We start from the raw sequence: 17,991 nt of genomic DNA on the forward strand, positions 1-17,991 counted from the left end.
TGTGCCGACAGAAAGGAATTTCAGGGTGTGACCTGCGTCTTATCGGTCTGCTGCGCCCGGTTCAAGCCCACGCCCAGCAGGGGCGCATGCCCCGCCAGCATCTTTTCACAGGCGGCCAGTTCAGCAGCGGTGGTCCGGTCGCCATCCGAAATCAGCAACACGCCATCCACCTGCGGCAGAAAGGCCGTGACATCATCATGCTCCAGCACCGGCGGCAAATCAAACAAGACGGTGTCGGCCCTGGTGTCGTTGATCAGGGCCGAGATCACATCAGCAGTGCGGGGATCGTGCAAAATTTCCGAGGCGTTTTGATCAGGCGCGCAATTGCTCCCCACCACCAATGTGTCAGACAGGCGCTGCAGATGCTGCCCAATGGGGACCTCTCCTGTGAGGAACTCAGCCATGTTTCCATGCGGCGCGATCCCAAGCGCGGCGGCCACGCCGGGAGCGCGGAAATTCAGATCCATCAGCACGGTCCGGCTCGCCGGAATGCGGGCCAGGCTCAGCGCCAGATTGACGGCGCAAAAGGTCGTCCCCCCGCCCGCAGAGGGGCTGGTGACGGCCACGCGTTTCCAGCCATGTGTCTTCAGGCTGTGCAGCAGGCGGGTGCGCAACAGATCAAAAGCCCGTGCGGTGGGCGAGGCGCGAAAGGCGCTGACCAAAGGCAGGCGCGAGGGTGTTTGGCCGAGGAAATCAAACGGCACTTCCGGGAATTGCACCCAGGGATCAAACCTGGTGGGCAAGGAGACCGGCGCCTGGCTTGCGACCTTAACGCGGGGCTGGATGTCACGGTCCAACACCACGTCAGGCTGTGGCACTGGCGGCACTGGGCGCGTCTCGTCTATCCGCTCGCTTTGCGAAAGGTATCGTGCCATGCCAGTGTCGAGGCCAGTGTCGAGGCCAGTGTCGACCTCTGGCATTGTGATGTCATCAGTGGCCCCAGACTCGGAGGTACCAGTCTCAGAGGCACCAGATAAAGGCTCTCCCTCTTGCTGCAGGATGCTGGCCGCGTCATCCTGGGGCTCCGGCAGGCGCTCAGGCAGTCGCTCGGGCAGGCGGTCCTGCTGCGTGCGGCGGCGTTGGAACCTCTTGAAGCCCTTTTGCGTCATCTGGTCCTCATCATTGCGTTCAAAGGCTTGTGAGCGCGGGGCGCTAACAGGGGCTGATACAGCAAAATGCTTCATGCGTCATCTCCTGACAAATTTCCTGGTGCGCTCCAGCGCAGTGTTTCGCCCAGCACCCTCAATTGCGCGGACCCATTTGCGCTGGAGCTGGTGGTCCTTCCGGGCTGCAATCCCGGCCAACAATCCCGGCCAGCAGTCCCGGCCAGCAGTCCCGGCCAGCAATCCCAGCCCGTATTCAATGGCAAAGTGAGGCAAAGTGATTAATATCCAGTGCCCTTGGCCACAACGCCAACCGTCCGCCAGATCAGCCTCAAATCCATCTGCAATCCCATCACGCGCAGATAGTCAGCATCGGCCTGAGCGCGAGAGGCAAAACTGCTCTCGTTGCGGTCTGACACTTGCCAAAGGCCTGTAATCCCCGGCTTCACCGCGAAATAGGCCGAAGCTTCCCCATAGAGCGGCAACTGCTCCGGCATCATGGGACGTGGGCCAACCAGGCTCATCTCGCCGGTAAAGACATTCCAAAGCTGTGGCAGCTCGTCCAGAGAGGTCACCCGAAGGATCCGGCCAATCCGGGTGATACGCGGATCTTTTTTCAGCTTTTGCGTCTCATCCCATTCCCGGCGCAAGGCGGGGTTCTGCTGCAGGCAGTCCTGAAGCCGGGCATCGGCATCCCGCACCATTGTGCGCAGTTTGAAAATCCGAAACCGTTTGCCATTTTGTCCCAGACGGTCCTGACTGTAAAACGGCAGACCGCTTTCGACCCAGAGCAGCAGGGCCGACAGCGCAATGATTGGCAGGGCCACAGGCAAGGCCATCAGGACCAGAGCCAGCTCCAGGGCCCGCTTGCCGCGCGCCGCATAGCTGCCCCCACGGCTCTTGTCGCCGGGGGTCTGGTCGACTGGAGGGGTCTGGACCAAGGCGCAGCTCTGCTGCGGCAGCCCTCCGGTAAAGAGTGAAGAGCAATCACGCGGTATGGCCCCGCTGATCCTGTCTGCAGTGGATGGCGCGACTGTCAAAAGAGCTGCGCCGCTGGGGGTCTTGGAAAACTGCTGCGGGAATTGCCGCGCCGGTCTGGATCCCGGCAACACCATCCCCGTCCTAACTGATACGAAATCTTTCATCGTCACCCCATGCGCTCAAAGCTTCCTCACCCGGGGGCCAGCCCCGCTTGTGTCAGCTCTCAATTGTTTCAAAGCCCGTCGCGGCAGCGGATCGGGCAATGCCATCACAGATTGGGTTTTTCCCGAAACATGCCCCCACATGTTTCGCCCCTGCGAATGCCTGGTCAGATGACCCTGCGGCCCGTTGAACCTACGACATTCTGTGACCAGAATATATCTAGTCAATTTGAGAAGAATTATAACTAAAGGTTAGGTATTCAGATGAAATAAATACTGGAGGCGCTCAAAAGTGGAAACAATTGGCGCCCTGAACTGCCAACTGTCCCCCGCGCTACACGAAAGTATGGAATCATTATCCTTTTTTGCACCCGCCCAAAGACCTGATTCTGGCGGCGCCACCAACGGCGGTGCATCCTTTTCTCCCTCAGGGTCGCGGGACAATCTGACGATTTGAAACCTGTCGCCTTCAGGGGTATGAAACACGCTGTGCCGGGTGCAGTCGGCAAAAGCCCGCAATCCAAAGCCCGGTAATCCAAAGCCAACAAAGGTCGCAGGACAATGAGTGCCACGCAAAACCCGTCGAACTGGACCGCAGCAGTGATAGGCGCAAGCGAGATCATCCTTTGGGTGATGTCGGCACGTGAAGTCCTGCATCGCCACAGCTCCCCCCGCACCGCCCTGCCGCCGCTGCAGGATCTTATCGCAGCGCTCAAACAGACGGATGCGGCAAAATCCAGCCCGGTTCTGGTTGCCGCCCCGGTTCTGGTTGCCGAATTGGGCCCGGCCGCCGCCGCGCAGGTGCCGGCCAAGCCTGCGGATTTGGTGCCGGAGCTGCAAGAACAAGACGGATGGCAGCTGCACATCCTTCCCAACCTCGTGCAAAAAAGCCCCCTTGCCCTGATGCAGGGCTGCGGCACGCAGATCGCCGGCTTTCTGGCGCTCAACCCAAAATGGGACGGGGTGATTTGCCTGCCCGGCCCTGTGACGCATTGGGTGCAGGTCAGTGCCGCCGAAGTTGTCAGTTTTCAAAGCACCCTGACAACTGGTCTGCAGGCCACCTTATGCGACTCGCTGGATCTGGGCACCAGCTGGGCCGGAAAGTGCGCTGCAGGAGGCCGTTGCCGATACCATATCCAGACCCGAGCGCCTTGCCTCCCGACTGGCAGAGCTGCAGGCGACTGTTCAGCTGCAATCAGGTGACAATACTGAGATGGCTGGCAAACTCTGGGGCTATTTGCTGGGGGCAGAACTGGCGGCTGCACGGCCCTACTGGCTGGGGCAGAACCTGGCACTGATCGCAGAGGATGCGCTGGCATCTCCCTATCTGGCCGCCCTGAGTGCACAGGGGTTGCCTGTCACGCGCGCGCAACCAGATCGTATGGCTCTTGAAGGGCTGGTTCAGGCCTGGCGTCACATGCAGGGTGAGGCGACATCCCTGTAGCCAGGGCTGACTTAAACAAGACTGGCTTAAACAAGACGGGCCTTAAGGATACGGGCCTGAAGTACCGGTCGGAGCTTTGCAGCCCTCAGTCAGAGCGCAGGCCATCGCCCCAGGACAGTCCCTTTGGCAACTGACGCGACCGCGCCGCCCATTTGGGGCGGCGCCCGGCCCAAGGGGATCTGACCTCCTTCAGGAGGTCAGATCTGCGCGGGAGAGCTCCCTTGGCGCGTTTGCCTTTTGTGCGCGAACACACGCCCAACTGTCCCGCAGCTGTCCCGTAGCCGACAGGCCCACTATCAGGCCCACTATCAAGCCCACTGAAACAAGCCCTGTGAATCACGCCCTGTGACGCGCGCCCGGTGCAGGCGGTGTTTCAGCCGGGCCCGCAAAGCACTGGGCAATCTCCATCCAGCGCCTGGCCCCAGGCCCCTTTGTCTCAAGATTGGTATCGGCAATATTGCGCACCTGCGTCACCACCTGGGCGAACTCAACTGCGGCCCCGCGCACCACATTGTCGTCCTGAGGCGTATTCCAGCTCCAGACCACCCCCGAAGGGCCGACCAGTTCAACAAAGGGCGCAGGCTCTGGCGCGGCTTCTTTCCGGTTCGCAAAGGTCCAGCCATAGGTCGAGACCCCGAGATGGGCGATATTGCGGATCCGGTCCGCCTCGACGCGCTCAATCCCCAAAAGATCAAAGACCTCCTGCCCGTGGGCCCAGGTTTCCATCTGGCGGGCGGTGATAGAGCTCAGCGCGCTCATGTCCGGTCCAACCCATTTCACCCGCCCCTTGGGACCCGCCTTGGCAAAAGCATCCGCGCAGCTTTCAGCCCCCGCCCGCCAGGCCTCAAACAGCGCCCGCCCCGAGAGCCCTTTTAGCCAGCCAAACTGACTTTGCAGGATCGTTTTGCCCGACTGCATTTCCGCCACGATGGGTCCGATAAAGGCGCCAAATTCCGCAGCCCCCTTAAGCGATGTCTCTGCAGCCACGTTAAAAAGATGCAGGTGGCCCAGCACGTGATCTATCGTCCAGTCCTTGAACTGCGTCACCCGGTGCAGATCCGCCTCTGGCAAATCCTCCAACACCCTAGCCAAGGCCTGGCTCTCCGCGCGGAAATCTTCCGATTGTTGCATGTCTCACTCCCTGTTTCGAACAAATGCCGCTGCGTCGGCCTGAATTCACATGATTGAACAGACTGACTGTTCTGTTTTACGATTCGTGCAAAGGATAGGCTGATGCGCACACGAACCGAAGACCAACCGAACGTCACCGGCAAAAGCCCCGCTGCAGCCTCTGACGCACCGGCACGCGGCAACTCTGCCCGCGTTGCCCGCACCCGTGGGCGCATCCTGGATGCGGTGATCACCAGCCTTGATGAGGTGGGCTATTCCGAATGTTCGATCAATCGGGTGCAGACCCTGGCTGGGGTGTCTCGTGGTGCGCTCACGCATCACTTCCCCAACAAGGAAGAGATCATGGTGCAAACCCTTGAGCATCTTCTGGCGCCGGTGCGTGGCCCCTCTGCCCCCGGAGATGAGGCGAGGCTTTTGCACCCGTCACCGGACAGCCTCGACCTTCAGGATCAGCTGCATCAGCTGTGGCGGCGGGTGTTGATCCACCCGCGAAGGCCGCGCCCTGATGGAAATCCTGGTGGCCGCCCGCACCGACACCGCCCTCAGCGCCCGCATCACCCCCCCGCTTTGGGCCTATAATGACTATTTCAATCGCAATATCGCCCACCTCTATGAGGCCTGCGCGGGTCATGAGGATGAGCTGTCGCTGCTCTGGTCGATCTGCCGCAGCTTCATGCGCGGGCTGCACACCCAGACCCCCTATGAGCGCGACCCCGAAATCATTAACCAAGATGGTCGACCTCTTTGGCCGCATCATGGCGCCGCATCTGCTGTTGCGCCCCCCCTCAGACCCGCAGGAAGAGACCCCGGAATGATCAATCCCTTCGAGACCGAAGAGCGCCGCGCCTTTCGCTCCAGTCTCAGATCCTTTGTTGCACAGGAAATCCAACCCTATTGCGACGCCTGGGACGAGGCCGGGGCAGTGCCCTGGGAGCTGCATCAAAAAGCCGGAGCCCTTGGGGTCTGGGGCTTTGGTATCGATGAGAAATATGGCGGCCTTGGCTTTGACGACGCCTTTATGCGCGCGGCCTACTACGAAGAGATGGCCCGCTGCGGCACTGGCGGTGTATCGGCGGCGCTGAATGGCCGGACGATCTCGATCGACCCCATCGCCCGCCTGGCCAGCGACGCGATCAAGGACCGGGTGCTGGCGGATATCGTCGCCGGGCGCAGCGGCTCATCTCTGGGGGGGACAGAGCCCAGCGGGGGCTCTGATGTGGCCAATATCCGCACCTCGGCCCGGCGCGCGGGCGAGCACTGGGTTCTGAATGGGTCAAACACCTTCATCACCGGCGGCACGACCTCGGACTACTTTGTGATCCCGGCCCGCACCGGTGGCCCCGGTCTGGGCGGCATCTCTCTGTTCTTTGTTGAGGCCGAAATGGCCGGATTTTCGCGCAGTGCGCTGGACCGCAAGATGGGCTGGTGGTGTTCGGATCAGGCAACGCTGTTTTTTGATGACGTCAAGCTGCCTGCCAGCCACATGATGGGGCCTGAGAACACCGGCTTCCTTGCGGTGATGGAAAACTTCAACTTTGAGCGCGTCACGCTGATTGCCGGAATGCTGGGCATGATGAAGACCTGTCTGGAGGACAGCATCGCCTGGGCCCAGACCCGTGAGACCTTTGGCAAACCCCTGATCCGCCATCAGGTCATCCGCCACAAGATCGCAGATATGTCAGCACGTATTGATGCCGTAGAGGCGTTGCAGAACCAGATCTGCTGGAACATCAACCAGGGCACAATGCCGGTGGCCGAAATCTGCAAGGCAAAGGTCTTTACCTCCAAGGCCTGCGAGTTCTGCGCCTCTGAGGCCATGCAGATCATGGGCGGCGCGGGCTATCTGCGCGGCAACCGGATCGAGCGGATCTACCGGGAGGTCAAAGTCATGGCCATTGGCGGCGGCTCTGAAGAGATCATGCGCGACCTTGCCGTGCGCCAGATGGGGCTATGAGCGCGCCCTCAGACCGGAATAATCAGACTGGCATAATCAGACTGGCGTAATCAGACTGGCGTAATCAGCCCAGTGTAATCAGACCGGGGCACTCAGCCCTCGGAGATCGCTTTGAAGGCGCGGCCGGCGGCCTCGAAATTGCGCGACAACGGTGCTGTCAGTTTTGATTGCGCCGAATACCATCGGTCAGAGATTTAAGCGTCTGGCATCTAGGCGTCTGGCATCTAGGCACCTGATTCAGCCCCGACGGATCCCCAGGCTTGCCCCCAATTGACTGGGCCGGGGCAACGGTGCGTGATCGGCCAGCAGCCGCGCCAGACGCCGTTGCAGCCAGGCAGGAAAGGCAACGCTGCGGGCGCTCTTGTGGTGAACATGCATCGCCAGAACCTCCTGCGTCGCGCAGACCTGACCCTCCACCGATAGTTCGCTCCAGAAATGCACCCTTTTGTGATCATGATCAATAAGCAGAAAAGACACCTCAAAGGCCTGCCCGACCTTCAGTTCCCGCAGGAACTGGAATTGGGATTGCAACACATATAGCCCCTGCCCCGAGGCCCGCACATGGCGCTCACCATTGCCGATATGGGCGACAAATATCTGTTCAATCGCCCGACCAAAAGCCACGCCATAATAGCCGACATTCATGTGCCCGTTGTAGTCGATCCACTCGGGCAGAACCTGCTGCGCGTCGACTGCAATTGGGGCCGGATAGGGGCCGTCATGCCCATCAATAGGAGTTGTGGTCATCTGAGCGCCGTCCTCTTTTGCCGTGCCGTAGCTGCCCCCAACAAAAGCACGGCGCCCTGGCCCAGGGCAAAGAGAATCGTCGCGTCACTTTTTGCACGCAGCACAGTCGTAACAACAGCTTAGGCGGCAGCGGGCAAGAGTAAGTGATCAGCGCAGTCGGGCGGTCTTGAACAGCCGGATCTTCAGGCCGCCATGCGCCACAGGAGCGCCCTGTGGCAAAAACGTAAGGCCTGTTGCCTTGGCCAGCCCGGCCTCGCTGGTGACAATGCCAACGCGCCAGCCGGAAAAGCGCTCCATCAGGGTTTTGCCCAGCGCGCCGTAAAGGGCAAACAGCAGTTTTTTGTTGCCGATCCGTGCGCCATAAGGCGGGTTGACAATAACCAGCCCCGGCGGGCCTTCCGGGGGCATCAGATCGCTGATCGCCTGCACCTTGAAACGGGTGCAGCCCGCCACGCCAGCCCGCTCGGCGTTGTTTGTTGCCATGTCCACAGCACCCGCATTGCGGTCCGAGCCAAAGAAGCTGAGGCCCTGCATATCGATGTGCTGCGGCGTAAGTTCTGCCTTCAGCGCCTCATAGGCGGCGGCGTCAAAACTGGCCATCTGTTCAAAGGCAAAACTGCGGCTGCGCCCCGGCACCAGCCCAAGCGCGATCTCGGCCGCCTCGATCACAAAAGTGCCCGAGCCACACATTGGGTCCACCACCGGCTCTACCCCGTCAAAGCCACAGTCACGCAGGAACAGCGCTGCGAGGTTTTCGCGCATCGGCGCCTTGCCAACGGCCGATTTATGGCCCCGCTTGTGCAGCCCCTCACCCGAGGTGTCGATACTGAACTGACAGTTGTTGTCGTCGATCCGCAGCTTGAGCGTCAGCGCCGCGTCTTTAGAGATCGTGGCGCCAAATGTCTCTACCAGAGCCGTCTCGATACGCTGCGCGGCAGCCCCGGCATGGTAGATCTTGGATTTCTTGTTGGTGGAGACCTCGACCTTCAACGGCACGTCGCGGCGCAGCACATCTCCCCAGGGAAATTTGCGCGCCCGCTTGCCCAGCTGCGCCAGATGGAAGGCACGGAACTCACCGATCCGGGCCAGCACCCGGGCAGCACCGCGCAGGGAGAGATTGGCCCGCCAGACCTCGCGCCAGTCGCCCTTACGGTGACACCGCCGGGCACGGATTTGGCTGCAGCAAAACCGGCCTCGCGGGCCTCGGCCAGCAGGGCGGCCTCCAGTCCGGGGGCTGCGGTCAGGAAGATCTCAAATGTGTCTAAATCGCTCATGACGTCTCATACCCGGCTTTGCGCCCCCCGGCGATGGTTATTTTGCGCCCCGGCTCAGCCTGGGCACAAAACAGTGATGCCGCATTGCGGCAAAGGTTTTGCCCCAAAAGGAGTCGCTCTCGCGGCCCCGAAGGCCGAAAAACAAGGCAGAAATAATACCTTTATTTCACCAGGTTAGATTCAAACTAAATTTTTAGTTTGACAACTGTGACGCCAATATGAAACCTAAATGCCAGTCAGGTGCGAGAGAGCGTAGCTGGCTTTACAGACTTTTAGGGAGGGAAAAGATGCGCAGGTATCTTTTGTCCGCAGCAGCGGTATGCGCCGTGACTGCGGGACAGGCGGCTTTTGCTGATGAGGCAGCCGCAGTTAAGTGGATCGATGAGGAATTTCAGCCTTCGGTCCTGACCAAAGACGAACAGATGAGCGAAATGCAGTGGTTCATTACCGCAGCTGAGCCCTTCAAAGGCATGGAGATCAACGTGCTCTCCGAGGGCATTCCGACGCATTCCTATGAATCGGAAGTTCTGACCAAAGCCTTTGAGGAAATCACCGGTATCAAGGTGAACCACCAGATCCTCGGCGAGGGCGAAGTGGTACAGGCGGTTCAGACCCAGATGCAGACGCAGCGCAATCTTTATGATGCTATGTCAATGACTCGGACCTGATCGGCACCCACTCGCGGCTGCAGCTGGCGCATAACCTGACGGATATGATAGCAGGTGATTTCAAGGCGCAGACCAACCCCGGTCTTGATCTTGACGATTTCATGGGCACCCAGTTTACCACCGGTCCCGATGGCGATCTGTACCAGCTGCCCGATCAGCAGTTTGCCAACCTCTACTGGTTCCGCAAAGACTGGTTTGACCGGGCGGACCTGCAGGAGGCCTTTAAGGCAAAATACGGCTATGACCTAGGCGTTCCGGTCAACTGGTCGGCCTATGAGGACATCGCCGAATTCTTTAGCGAAGACGTCAAAGAAATCGACGGCACCACAATCTACGGCCACATGGATTACGGCAAACGCGCGCCTGACCTTGGCTGGCGGATGACCGATGCCTGGCTGTCAATGGCCGGTGCCGGCTCCAAAGGTGAGCCAAACGGCGTGCCCATCGATGAGTGGGGCATCCGTATGGAAGCCGGCTCTTGTAACCCTGCGGGCGCAAGTGTCACCCGTGGTGGTGCTGCAAACGGCCCGGCGGCGGTCTATGCGATCCGCAAATGGGACGAATGGCTGCGTAAATACGCACCTCCCGGTGCCGCCTCTTATGACTTCTACCAGTCGCTGCCAGCTCTGGCGCAGGGCAATGTTGCCCAGCAGATCTTCTGGTACACGGCCTTTACCGCCGATATGGTAAAGCCAAAGTCCGAAGGCAACAACACCGTGGATGACGCCGGTGCACCGCTGTGGCGGATGGCGCCCAGCCCGCATGGCCCCTACTGGGAAGAAGGCCAGAAGGTTGGCTATCAGGACGTTGGCTCCTGGACCTTCCTCAAATCCACGCCTCTGGAGCGCTCGCAGGCGGCCTGGCTCTATGCCCAGTTTGTGGTCTCCAAAACTGTCGACGTGAAAAAGTCCCACGTGGGTCTGACCTTCATTCGTGACAGCTCGGTCAACCACGAGAGCTTCTCGGAGCGCGCGGCGAACCTGGGTGGTCTGGTAGAATTCTACCGCTCGCCGGATCGTGTGGCCTGGTCGCCAACCGGTGTGAACGTGCCGGATTATCCAAAGCTGGCCCAGATCTGGTGGCAGCAGATTGGGGACGTGAACTCGGGTGCCTTTACCCCGCAGGAAGCGATGAACCGTCTGGCCGAGGAAATGGACATCACCATGGCCCGGATGCAGCGTGCAGATGAGCAGGCTGAAATCTATGGCGGCTGTGGTCCACGTCTGAACGAGGAAAAAGACGCCGAGTGGTGGTATGCCAATGGCGGCGCCAAGCCACCGCTGGAGAACGAGAAACCTGCAGGTCAGACCGTCAACTATGACGAGCTGGTCGCCCGCTGGGCCTCGCAGTAACCCCTCCTCCCCGTCGGGCCTGATCCCCAATTGGTGTCTGGCCCGACACCTGCCCCGAGATAGTGCCATAGCAGTGTTTCGGGGCTCTTTCTCCCCTACGGAACTACAGACCTGAGGCCCGGCAACACGCGTTTTGACAGCATGTGGTGCGGGCCCAGTTGCCGGAAAGTCAAATAACGATGGCACTTGAATTAAGAAACGTGACCAAGCGCGTCGGCGCGATCGAGCATATCAAGGACACCTCCCTGGTGCTGGAACCCGGTCACTTTAACGTCCTGTTGGGCGCCACCGGGTCGGGCAAGACCTCATTGATCAAACTGATGGCCGGGCTGGACCCCATGGCCAGCGGTCAGGTGCTGATGGAGGGCGAGGATGTCTCGCGGCTCAGCACGCAGAAGCGCAATATCAGTCTGGTGCACCAGTTTTTCATCAACTACCCCCATATGACGGTCTACGAGAACATCGCCTCGCCGCTAAAAGTGGCTGGAATGGCGAAGTCCGAGATCGAAGATCGCGTCGCCGAGGCGGCCGAGATCCTGCAGCTGAAACCCATGTTGCACCGTCGCCCGCATGAGCTGTCTGGCGGCCAGCAGCAACGCTGTGCCCTGGCCCGCGCCATTGCCAAGGAAAGCCGCGCTGTGTTTCTGGACGAGCCGCTTGCCAACCTGGACTACAAGCTGCGCGAAGAGCTGCGCGACCAGCTGCCCGAGCTGTTTGCCGGACGGGGCGCCGTGGTGGTCTATGCCACATCAGAGCCCGAAGAGGCCCTGCTGCTCGGCGGCAAAACCGCCTTGATGCGCGATGGCCGCGTCACCCAGTTTGGCCCCACCGCCGAAATCTACCGCGACCCCGGCAATCTGGATGCGGCGCGGGTGTTTTCGGATCCGCCCATCAACACCGCAACCGTGACCAAACAGGGCAGCACCGCCCGCATGAGCGCCACTGTGCAGTGGCAGCTGGACGGCGCCGCGGCTGGCCTGAGCGATGGCACCTATGCGATCGCCATCCGCCCCTATCACGTCCTGCCCAGAGCCAGCGACAAGGCCTCGGTGCGCCTTGATGGCCGGGTACAGGTCACAGAGCTGTCCGGCTCTGAAAGTTCGCGCATTTCGCCCTTGGACTGGCGGGTACCGCCGGCGGGGGACAGCACCCCAACTGGGTGTCTCTGTCGGCCGGGGTTCACCCCTACGAGATTGGTGAGATGCATGATTTCTACATGGACCCTTCGGCGTGCTACTTCTTTGCACCCGACGGCTCCCGCGCAGCCTGAGGCCCCCATCAATGGCAAAAATTACACTCTCCAAGCTGCGGCACAGCTATTTCCCCACGCCCAAATCGCCATCAGACTATGCGCTGAAGGAGATTGATCTCGACTGGAGCGACGGCGGTGCCTATGCGCTGCTCGGCCCCTCTGGCTGTGGTAAATCCACCCTGCTGAATATCATCTCGGGGCTACTGGGGCCCTCCGAGCGCCAGATCCTGTTTGACGGTCAAGACGTCACTGACCTGCCGCCGGATCAGCGCAATATTGCGCAGGTGTTTCAGTTCCCGGTGATCTACGACACCATGACGGTCTACGACAATCTGGCCTTCCCGCTGCGCAATCGTGGCCGCGATGAAGACACGGTTCGCGCCCGTGTCATGGACATCGCTGAGATGCTCGAAGTCACCGAGATGCTGGACCAAAAGGCCGCTGGCCTCACGCCTGATAACAAGCAAAAGATCTCGATGGGGCGCGGATTGGTGCGCGAAGACGTCAATGTGGTGATGTTTGACGAGCCGCTGACGGTGATTGACCCGCATCTGAAATGGAAGCTGCGTTCAAAACTGAAAGAGCTGCACCAGCGCGTCAAAGCCACCATGATCTTCGTCACACACGACCAAACAGAGGCGCTGACCTTTGCCGATCAGGTGGTGGTGATGCAGGACGGCGAAGTGGTGCAGATCGGCACCCCGGTCGAGCTGTTCGAGCGTCCGGCGCATACGTTTGTCGGCCACTTCATCGGCTCCCCTGGGATGAACATCCTGCCCTGTACCCTGCAGGACGGCTCGGCCCGGTTTGGCGATCATGCCATCGCCCTCGAAGGGCCCATTCGGGGTGAGGCAATTGGCAAAACCGAGATCGGCATCCGCCCCGAGTTTGTCTCGCTTGCGGACAGCGGCCTGGCGGCGACCGTCACCAAAGTCTCGGATGTGGGGCGTCATACCGTGGTGGAATGCCATGCCAATGGCAGCCGCATCAATGCCGTGGTTGAGGGCGCAGGCTCTGAAACCACACCTGAAAAAGGGGCTTCGGTTCATCTTGATTTCCGCCGGGATCAAACCCGGCTTTATGTGGACGGCTGGCTGGCCAGTGATCCCGAAACGGCTGTGGAGGCGGTGCAATGAAAACCGAAAACCCAAAAAGACTGGTTCTTTGTGCTGCCGGTGCTGATCCGGTGGCCTTTAACGCGCTGATCCCAATGATGACAGTGGTGAACTACTCGGTGCAGGAAACCTTTGGCGACAATGTGTTTTTCTGGCAGGGTCTGGACTGGTTCGAGCAGATCCTGCGCTCTGAACGCTTTCATGCCGCCCTTGGCCGTCAGTTCCTGTTCACCTTTTTGATCCTGATCATCGAAGTGCCGCTGGGCATTGCCATTGCGCTGTCGATGCCGCGCAAGGGGTTCTGGGTGCCGGTTTGCCTCGTCACTATGGCGCTGCCCATGCTAATCCCCTGGAACGTTGTCGGCGCGATGTGGAACATCTTTACCCTGCCTGACATTGGCCTGCTGGGCTATTTCCTCAACCACGTGCTGGGCGTCTCTTATGACATGACGCAGAACCCCTTTGCGGCCTGGGTCACCATCATCACCATGGATGTATGGCACTGGACCTCACTGGTGGTGCTGCTGGCCTATGCCGGTCTCGTGTCGATCCCCGACGCCTATTATCAGGCCGCGAAAATCGACGGTGCCTCAAACTGGGCGGTGTTCCGGTTCATTCAGCTGCCAAAGATGAAGACCGTGCTGACCATCGCTATCCTGTTGCGGTTTATGGACAGTTTCAACATCTACACCGAGCCCTTTGTGCTCACCGGTGGCGGCCCTGGCAACTCGACAACCCTGCTGTCGATTGATCTGGTTAAAATCGCTCTGGGTCAGTTCGACCTTGGTCCTGCCGCCGCTATGTCGCTCATCTACTTTGCAATCACGCTTTTGGTCTCCTGGCTGTTTTACACGCTGATGACCAAAGACGACCTGAATTAAGGAGGGGTTTGCCATGCAAAAACGATCCATCGTCCCCGTGGTCTATATCCTGTTCCTGATGCTGCCAATCTACTGGCTGGTGGCCATGAGCTTTAAGACCACAAACGAGATCCTCTCGGGGTTCTCGCTGTTCCCGCAGACCTTTACGCTTGAGAACTATGCCACCATCTTTACCGATCCGACCTGGTACTGGGGCTATATCAACTCGATCCTCTACGTGAGCATCAACACGGTGATCTCGGTCGCGGTAGCCCTGCCAGCCGCTTATGCCTTCTCGCGCTATCGTTTCTTAGGCGACAAGCAGCTGTTTTTCTGGCTGCTGACCAACCGGATGGCGCCGGCTGCGGTCTTTGCCCTGCCGTTCTTTCAGCTCTATTCGGCTGTGGGGATCTTTGATACCCATCTGGCGGTGGCCCTGGCCCATTGCCTCTTTAACATCCCCCTCGCCGTCTGGATCCTTGAGGGCTTTATGGGCGGCATTCCAAAAGAGCTGGATGAGACCGCCTTTGTCGACGGCTATTCCTTCCCGCGTTTCTTTGGCACCATCTTTATCCCGTCAATCAAAGCAGGCGTCGGCGTTGCCGCCTTCTTTTGCTTTATGTTTTCCTGGGTTGAGCTGCTGCTGGCAAAAACGCTGACGGCCGTCGCCGCAAACCCCATCGCCGCCACCATGACCAAAACCGCCTCCAGCGCGGGCTATGAGCTGGGCCTGCTGGCGGCAGCGGGTACATTGACTATCATTCCGGGCGCCATCGTCATCTGGTTCGTCCGAAACTATATCGCAAAAGGTTTTGCGATGGGGAGGGTGTAATGCTGACCTGGATGGCCTGGACCTGGCCCACAGCACTGGTCTTTATCGGTATTTTCTCCGCCATTGGCGTGCTTGTCCTGCTTGAGATCCGCACTCCGGGGGGCGACACGCGGCGCGGCGTGCTTGGCCTCACCACCACGCGTGGCGACCGGCTGTTTATCACCCTGCTGGGCACCAGCTATATCTTTCTGGCCTGGCTGGGGCTGGTTGGCATGCCGCTTTGGTGGCCTTTGGGGCTGGCTTTTCTCTGGGGGATTTTCACCTTCTGGAAGGGTCTGAAACGGGTTTTGCCCCCGGCTCACGCGCGGGTCAAGGGGGCCAGAGGCCCCGCGCCAGCGGCCTGCCCTTGACGCGCAAACCTTGATAAAATTGCAAAAGGCCTGAATGGCAGACCTGCCCATTCAGGCCCTCTCAGCCAAAACCTCTACAATTGCCCCATCCGCCCGGCTGGGGTTGCGCGTCGCCTCTCAACAGGCTGAGTAGAGCGCGCGCAAGCGCACAATGTGGCAACGACCAGCCCTGCGCTGCACATCTGCTAAAGAAATAGTTTCAATACCTCAGCCCTTCGACTAGCATCACGCAAAGACCAAAATGGACCGGACACCAGACCCTATGCGAAAAAAACAGGACAATTCGCTGCTGACCGAGGTCGAGCTTGAATTTATGACCGTCGTCTGGGCAACCGGTGGCGGCACCGTCCGCGATATTCTGGCCGTGCTGAACAAGGCTCAGGAACGCGCCTATACCTCGGTTGCCACCGTGTTGAAGATCATGGAACAAAAGGGCTTTTTGACCAGCGAGAGGGAAGACCGCTCGCTGATCTACCCCCCCGCCATTCCCAAAACAGAGTATCAAAAAACCTCTCTGAAAAACCTTTCGAGCAAGCTTTTCAACGGAGCACCTGCGGCCCTGGTCGCACGCCTTGTTGAGGATGAGGAAGTTACCGACGACATGCTCGTTGAGATGCGGGCTCTGCTGAACGAAAGGTTGGGGGACAATGAAAACTGACGCGCTGATCAATGGCTATCTGGATCTGAATCTTCTGGTGCTCGCGGGCACCCTGCTTTGGCTTTTGGCGCGAAAAATCCTGTCCCACACCCGACTTGCCCATGCCTTTCAGGCCCAGTTGCGCCTGATGAATGCGCTCACGCTGCTGCTGGCGCTTTCGCCGTTTTTGATGTTTGCCTTTACCCGCCTGGTGATGGCGCATCCGCCCAATATTTCTGACCTGCTGGTGGCGCAGTTCCTGCAGGGCCACGTCAGCATGCGCCCCTCCAGTTTCGAGAGCCTCATCGGGCTGCGCGAAGACACCGTGCGGGTGCTTACCTCGCAGCAACTGCTCTGGACCCGCCTGCTGGCGGCAGCGATCGCCCTCGGTGGGCTGATCTGTGCCGGGCATATTGCCCTGTCGGTTCTGCGCCTGCGGCGCGCGCTCCGCCGGTCCTATACGTGGAAAAACATCGGCGGCACCCGGATCCTGGTCTCGGATGAAACCCCTGTTGCCTTCTCCACCCGTGGTCTGACCAGTCGCTACGTGGTTCTGCCAACTGCCCTTTTGAGCCACCCACAGGACCTTCGGCTGACCCTGGCGCATGAGCTGCAGCATTTTCGCCAGCGCGATATCGAATGCGAATTCCTGCTGGAAATGCTGCGCCCTCTGTTGTTCTGGAATCCAGCCTTTTACCTGTGGCGCCGTGAAGTCCGTCATCTGCGCGAATTTGCCTGCGATCAGGCCCTGATGGCGCGCGCCGGGCTGAACATCCGGGCCTATTGCGAATGCCTGATCCGCGCCTGCAGCCAGGCCGCCCAGGAGCGGGTCTTCTTTACCCGCCGCAGCCCCACGGTGGCGCTGGTGGACCGCCGTGAAACCCGGCGCAACTCGACCCTGCAGCAACGCATCATTGCAGTGACAGCCCAGGCGCCACATGGCGAAACCGGTATTGGCTGGGCTCTGATCTCGGGGCTGATGATGGCTTCGGTTCTGGCCACGGCCATGTTGATGCAGCGTCCCGGTGACTGGAGCCATGACAGGTTGATGCTTTCGACCATCGTCAACCTCGAACGCATGGCGTCACGCAATGCCACCCCGGCCATTGGTGCGCAGGCCACTGCAAATGCCATTTTGCAGGGCAGCTTCATGCCCGCCGCATCGCGCTAGCCCTCCCCCTGCTTGACCGCCCCAACTTTGGATCCCAAATTCCTTAATCCTGTGACACAGCTTTCCCCGCCACCGAAACCGCGTTAATGAGGGTACAGGAGGAGCCCCTTATGAAGTTGAATTCCGTCGATATATCAAAGACCGCATCGGCGTCATCCATCGTCTTTGAGGCCCTGCGCAAAGCGATTATTGAAGGCGATGTGAAAGAGGGAGAGCCCCTGCGCCAGGACGAAATTGCCCGGCAGTTCAACACCAGCCGTATCCCAGTCCGCGAGGCAATCTCACGGCTTGAAGAACAGGGTCTGGTCAAGACGCAACGCTACAAGGGTGCCGTGGTGTCGGGGTTATCTGCGGATGAGGCTGAAGAAATCTTCGACTTTCGAGCTCTTATCGAGCCGGAGGTGATCCGTCGTGCCGTTCCGTTGATGTCACAAGAGACGCTGGAAACAGCGCGCCGCTCCTGGGCCGCCTTTTCCGCCTCGGCAGACCCGATGAGCTGGGGAGATCTGAACCGCGACTTCCACGCGACGCTCTACCGGGCCAGTGGATTGCAGTATCATCTTGATTTGATCGACAACGCGATGGACCGGGTTGACCGCTATCTGCGTGCTCAGCTGGTTTTGTCGAACGGCATGCAGCGGGCCAATGAAGAGCATATCGCCATTTGGGAAGCCTGCGTTGATGGCAATGCCACACGCGCAGCAGAGCTGACCCGCCTGCATATTTCCGGCGCGCGTGAGTCTTTGATCCAGAACATCAACAGTCTGCGCTAGCAGAGCTGGTCCCGGGATTTCGGACCAAGCCCAGCCTGATGCTCTTTCAATATTCCTATGATCTGTTCTTCGCTGAAACGGCTTCTCTTCATCGTCTGTCTCCTTGTTGGAGAACAGGCTAACTCAAAGCACCGGACTTTTTAGGGGAGCAGGTCAAAGCCTTCCGCGTTTGAGCTTCGTGGCAAG

The 17,991-nt window shown here is 59.8% G+C and carries 13 protein-coding genes and 5 pseudogenes; 13 read left to right on the forward strand and 5 right to left on the reverse strand.

What is annotated here, in order from left to right:
- Positions 1-20 precede the first annotated feature (20 nt).
- Together B4968_RS24150 and B4968_RS06915 are read right to left on the reverse strand one after the other, a co-directional pair.
- Complete coding sequence (locus B4968_RS24150) at positions 21-1,184, reverse strand: CpsD/CapB family tyrosine-protein kinase (protein WP_083097712.1); 1,164 nt, start codon at positions 1,182-1,184, stop codon at positions 21-23.
- Positions 1,185-1,384: 200 nt separating this feature from the next.
- Positions 1,385-2,044, reverse strand: coding sequence for a sugar transferase (locus B4968_RS06915; protein ID WP_241525616.1), 660 nt, complete (start codon positions 2,042-2,044; stop codon positions 1,385-1,387).
- A 762-nt stretch (positions 2,045-2,806) separates the two neighbouring features.
- Here B4968_RS06915 and B4968_RS25145 point away from each other — a divergent pair.
- Positions 2,807-3,448 (forward strand): 2-dehydro-3-deoxygalactonokinase, encoded by a 642-nt coding sequence (locus B4968_RS25145; RefSeq protein ID WP_083097714.1) that lies wholly within the window; start codon positions 2,807-2,809, stop codon positions 3,446-3,448.
- Entirely contained in the window at positions 3,378-3,689 is a 312-nt protein-coding gene (locus tag B4968_RS25150) for a 2-dehydro-3-deoxygalactonokinase (RefSeq protein ID WP_277620928.1), read from the forward strand. The genes B4968_RS25145 and B4968_RS25150 overlap by 71 nt, the downstream gene beginning before the upstream one ends.
- A gap of 336 nt (positions 3,690-4,025) precedes the next feature.
- On the opposite strand, the gene B4968_RS06930 is transcribed toward B4968_RS25150, so the two are convergent.
- Positions 4,026-4,820, reverse strand: coding sequence for a TIGR03084 family metal-binding protein (locus B4968_RS06930; RefSeq protein ID WP_083097719.1), 795 nt, complete (start codon positions 4,818-4,820; stop codon positions 4,026-4,028).
- Between the two features lie 102 nt (positions 4,821-4,922).
- On the opposite strand from B4968_RS06930, the gene B4968_RS24155 reads away from it, so the two are divergent.
- Complete coding sequence (locus B4968_RS24155; protein WP_241525617.1) at positions 4,923-5,399, forward strand: TetR/AcrR family transcriptional regulator; 477 nt, start codon at positions 4,923-4,925, stop codon at positions 5,397-5,399.
- Complete coding sequence (locus tag B4968_RS06940) at positions 5,326-6,774, forward strand: acyl-CoA dehydrogenase family protein (RefSeq protein ID WP_241525618.1); 1,449 nt, start codon at positions 5,326-5,328, stop codon at positions 6,772-6,774. Before B4968_RS24155 ends, B4968_RS06940 begins: the two co-directional genes overlap by 74 nt.
- 237 nt (positions 6,775-7,011) lie before the next feature.
- On the opposite strand, the gene B4968_RS06945 is transcribed toward B4968_RS06940, so the two are convergent.
- Together B4968_RS06945 and B4968_RS06950 are read right to left on the reverse strand one after the other, a co-directional pair.
- A complete protein-coding gene (locus B4968_RS06945) occupies positions 7,012-7,521 on the reverse strand; it encodes a thioesterase family protein (RefSeq protein WP_083097724.1) in 510 nt (169 codons plus the stop codon).
- A 147-nt stretch (positions 7,522-7,668) separates the two neighbouring features.
- Positions 7,669-8,795: pseudogene (locus tag B4968_RS06950) on the reverse strand (THUMP domain-containing class I SAM-dependent RNA methyltransferase).
- Positions 8,796-9,082: 287 nt separating this feature from the next.
- Here B4968_RS06950 and B4968_RS06955 point away from each other — a divergent pair.
- The 9 genes and pseudogenes from B4968_RS06955 to B4968_RS06995 all read left to right on the forward strand — a co-directional run bounded on the left by B4968_RS06955 (position 9,083) and on the right by B4968_RS06995 (position 17,805).
- Positions 9,083-10,815 (forward strand): annotated as a pseudogene (locus B4968_RS06955) (ABC transporter substrate-binding protein).
- A gap of 179 nt (positions 10,816-10,994) precedes the next feature.
- Positions 10,995-12,085 (forward strand): annotated as a pseudogene (locus tag B4968_RS06960) (ABC transporter ATP-binding protein).
- A gap of 11 nt (positions 12,086-12,096) precedes the next feature.
- Positions 12,097-13,203 (forward strand): ABC transporter ATP-binding protein, encoded by a 1,107-nt coding sequence (locus tag B4968_RS06965; RefSeq protein WP_083097726.1) that lies wholly within the window; start codon positions 12,097-12,099, stop codon positions 13,201-13,203.
- Positions 13,200-14,063, forward strand: a pseudogene (locus B4968_RS06970) (carbohydrate ABC transporter permease). Before B4968_RS06965 ends, B4968_RS06970 begins: the two are co-directional and overlap by 4 nt.
- A 13-nt stretch (positions 14,064-14,076) precedes the next feature.
- Positions 14,077-14,874: a carbohydrate ABC transporter permease gene (locus B4968_RS06975; protein ID WP_083097728.1), complete on the forward strand. Its 798-nt coding sequence runs from the start codon at positions 14,077-14,079 to the stop codon at positions 14,872-14,874.
- A pseudogene (locus tag B4968_RS06980) lies at positions 14,874-15,146 on the forward strand (DUF2160 domain-containing protein); the annotation flags it as partial. The gene B4968_RS06975 and the pseudogene B4968_RS06980, both read left to right, overlap by 1 nt.
- Before the next feature lie 340 nt (positions 15,147-15,486).
- Positions 15,487-15,882 carry a BlaI/MecI/CopY family transcriptional regulator gene (locus B4968_RS06985; RefSeq protein WP_083097732.1) on the forward strand — a complete coding sequence of 132 codons (396 nt, stop codon included), beginning with the start codon at positions 15,487-15,489 and terminating at the stop codon, positions 15,880-15,882.
- Positions 15,872-17,032, forward strand: coding sequence for a M56 family metallopeptidase (locus B4968_RS06990; RefSeq protein ID WP_083097734.1), 1,161 nt, complete (start codon positions 15,872-15,874; stop codon positions 17,030-17,032). Before B4968_RS06985 ends, B4968_RS06990 begins: the two co-directional genes overlap by 11 nt.
- Before the next feature lie 110 nt (positions 17,033-17,142).
- Positions 17,143-17,805 carry a GntR family transcriptional regulator gene (locus tag B4968_RS06995; protein ID WP_083097736.1) on the forward strand — a complete coding sequence of 221 codons (663 nt, stop codon included), beginning with the start codon at positions 17,143-17,145 and terminating at the stop codon, positions 17,803-17,805.
- Positions 17,806-17,991: the final 186 nt, after the last annotated feature.

It is taken from the genome of Pseudophaeobacter leonis, assembly GCF_002087335.1.
In the GTDB taxonomy this organism is placed as follows: domain Bacteria; phylum Pseudomonadota; class Alphaproteobacteria; order Rhodobacterales; family Rhodobacteraceae; genus Pseudophaeobacter; species Pseudophaeobacter leonis.

Bases quoted from the DNA above. Each gene is read 5' to 3' on its own strand.
- B4968_RS06930 (WP_083097719.1), bottom strand. From the start codon at position 4,820: ATGCAACAATCGGAAGATTTCCGCGCGGAGAGCCAGGCCTTGGCTAGG.
- B4968_RS06945 (WP_083097724.1), bottom strand. From the start codon at position 7,521: ATGACCACAACTCCTATTGATGGGCATGACGGCCCCTATCCGGCCCCA.
- B4968_RS06940 (WP_241525618.1), top strand. From the start codon at position 5,326: ATGGAAATCCTGGTGGCCGCCCGCACCGACACCGCCCTCAGCGCCCGC.
- B4968_RS06995 (WP_083097736.1), top strand. From the start codon at position 17,143: ATGAAGTTGAATTCCGTCGATATATCAAAGACCGCATCGGCGTCATCC.
- B4968_RS24150 (WP_083097712.1), bottom strand. From the start codon at position 1,184: ATGAAGCATTTTGCTGTATCAGCCCCTGTTAGCGCCCCGCGCTCACAA.
- B4968_RS06965 (WP_083097726.1), top strand. From the start codon at position 12,097: ATGGCAAAAATTACACTCTCCAAGCTGCGGCACAGCTATTTCCCCACG.
- B4968_RS06975 (WP_083097728.1), top strand. From the start codon at position 14,077: ATGCAAAAACGATCCATCGTCCCCGTGGTCTATATCCTGTTCCTGATG.
- B4968_RS25145 (WP_083097714.1), top strand. From the start codon at position 2,807: ATGAGTGCCACGCAAAACCCGTCGAACTGGACCGCAGCAGTGATAGGC.
- B4968_RS06985 (WP_083097732.1), top strand. From the start codon at position 15,487: ATGCGAAAAAAACAGGACAATTCGCTGCTGACCGAGGTCGAGCTTGAA.
- B4968_RS24155 (WP_241525617.1), top strand. From the start codon at position 4,923: ATGCGCACACGAACCGAAGACCAACCGAACGTCACCGGCAAAAGCCCC.
- B4968_RS06990 (WP_083097734.1), top strand. From the start codon at position 15,872: ATGAAAACTGACGCGCTGATCAATGGCTATCTGGATCTGAATCTTCTG.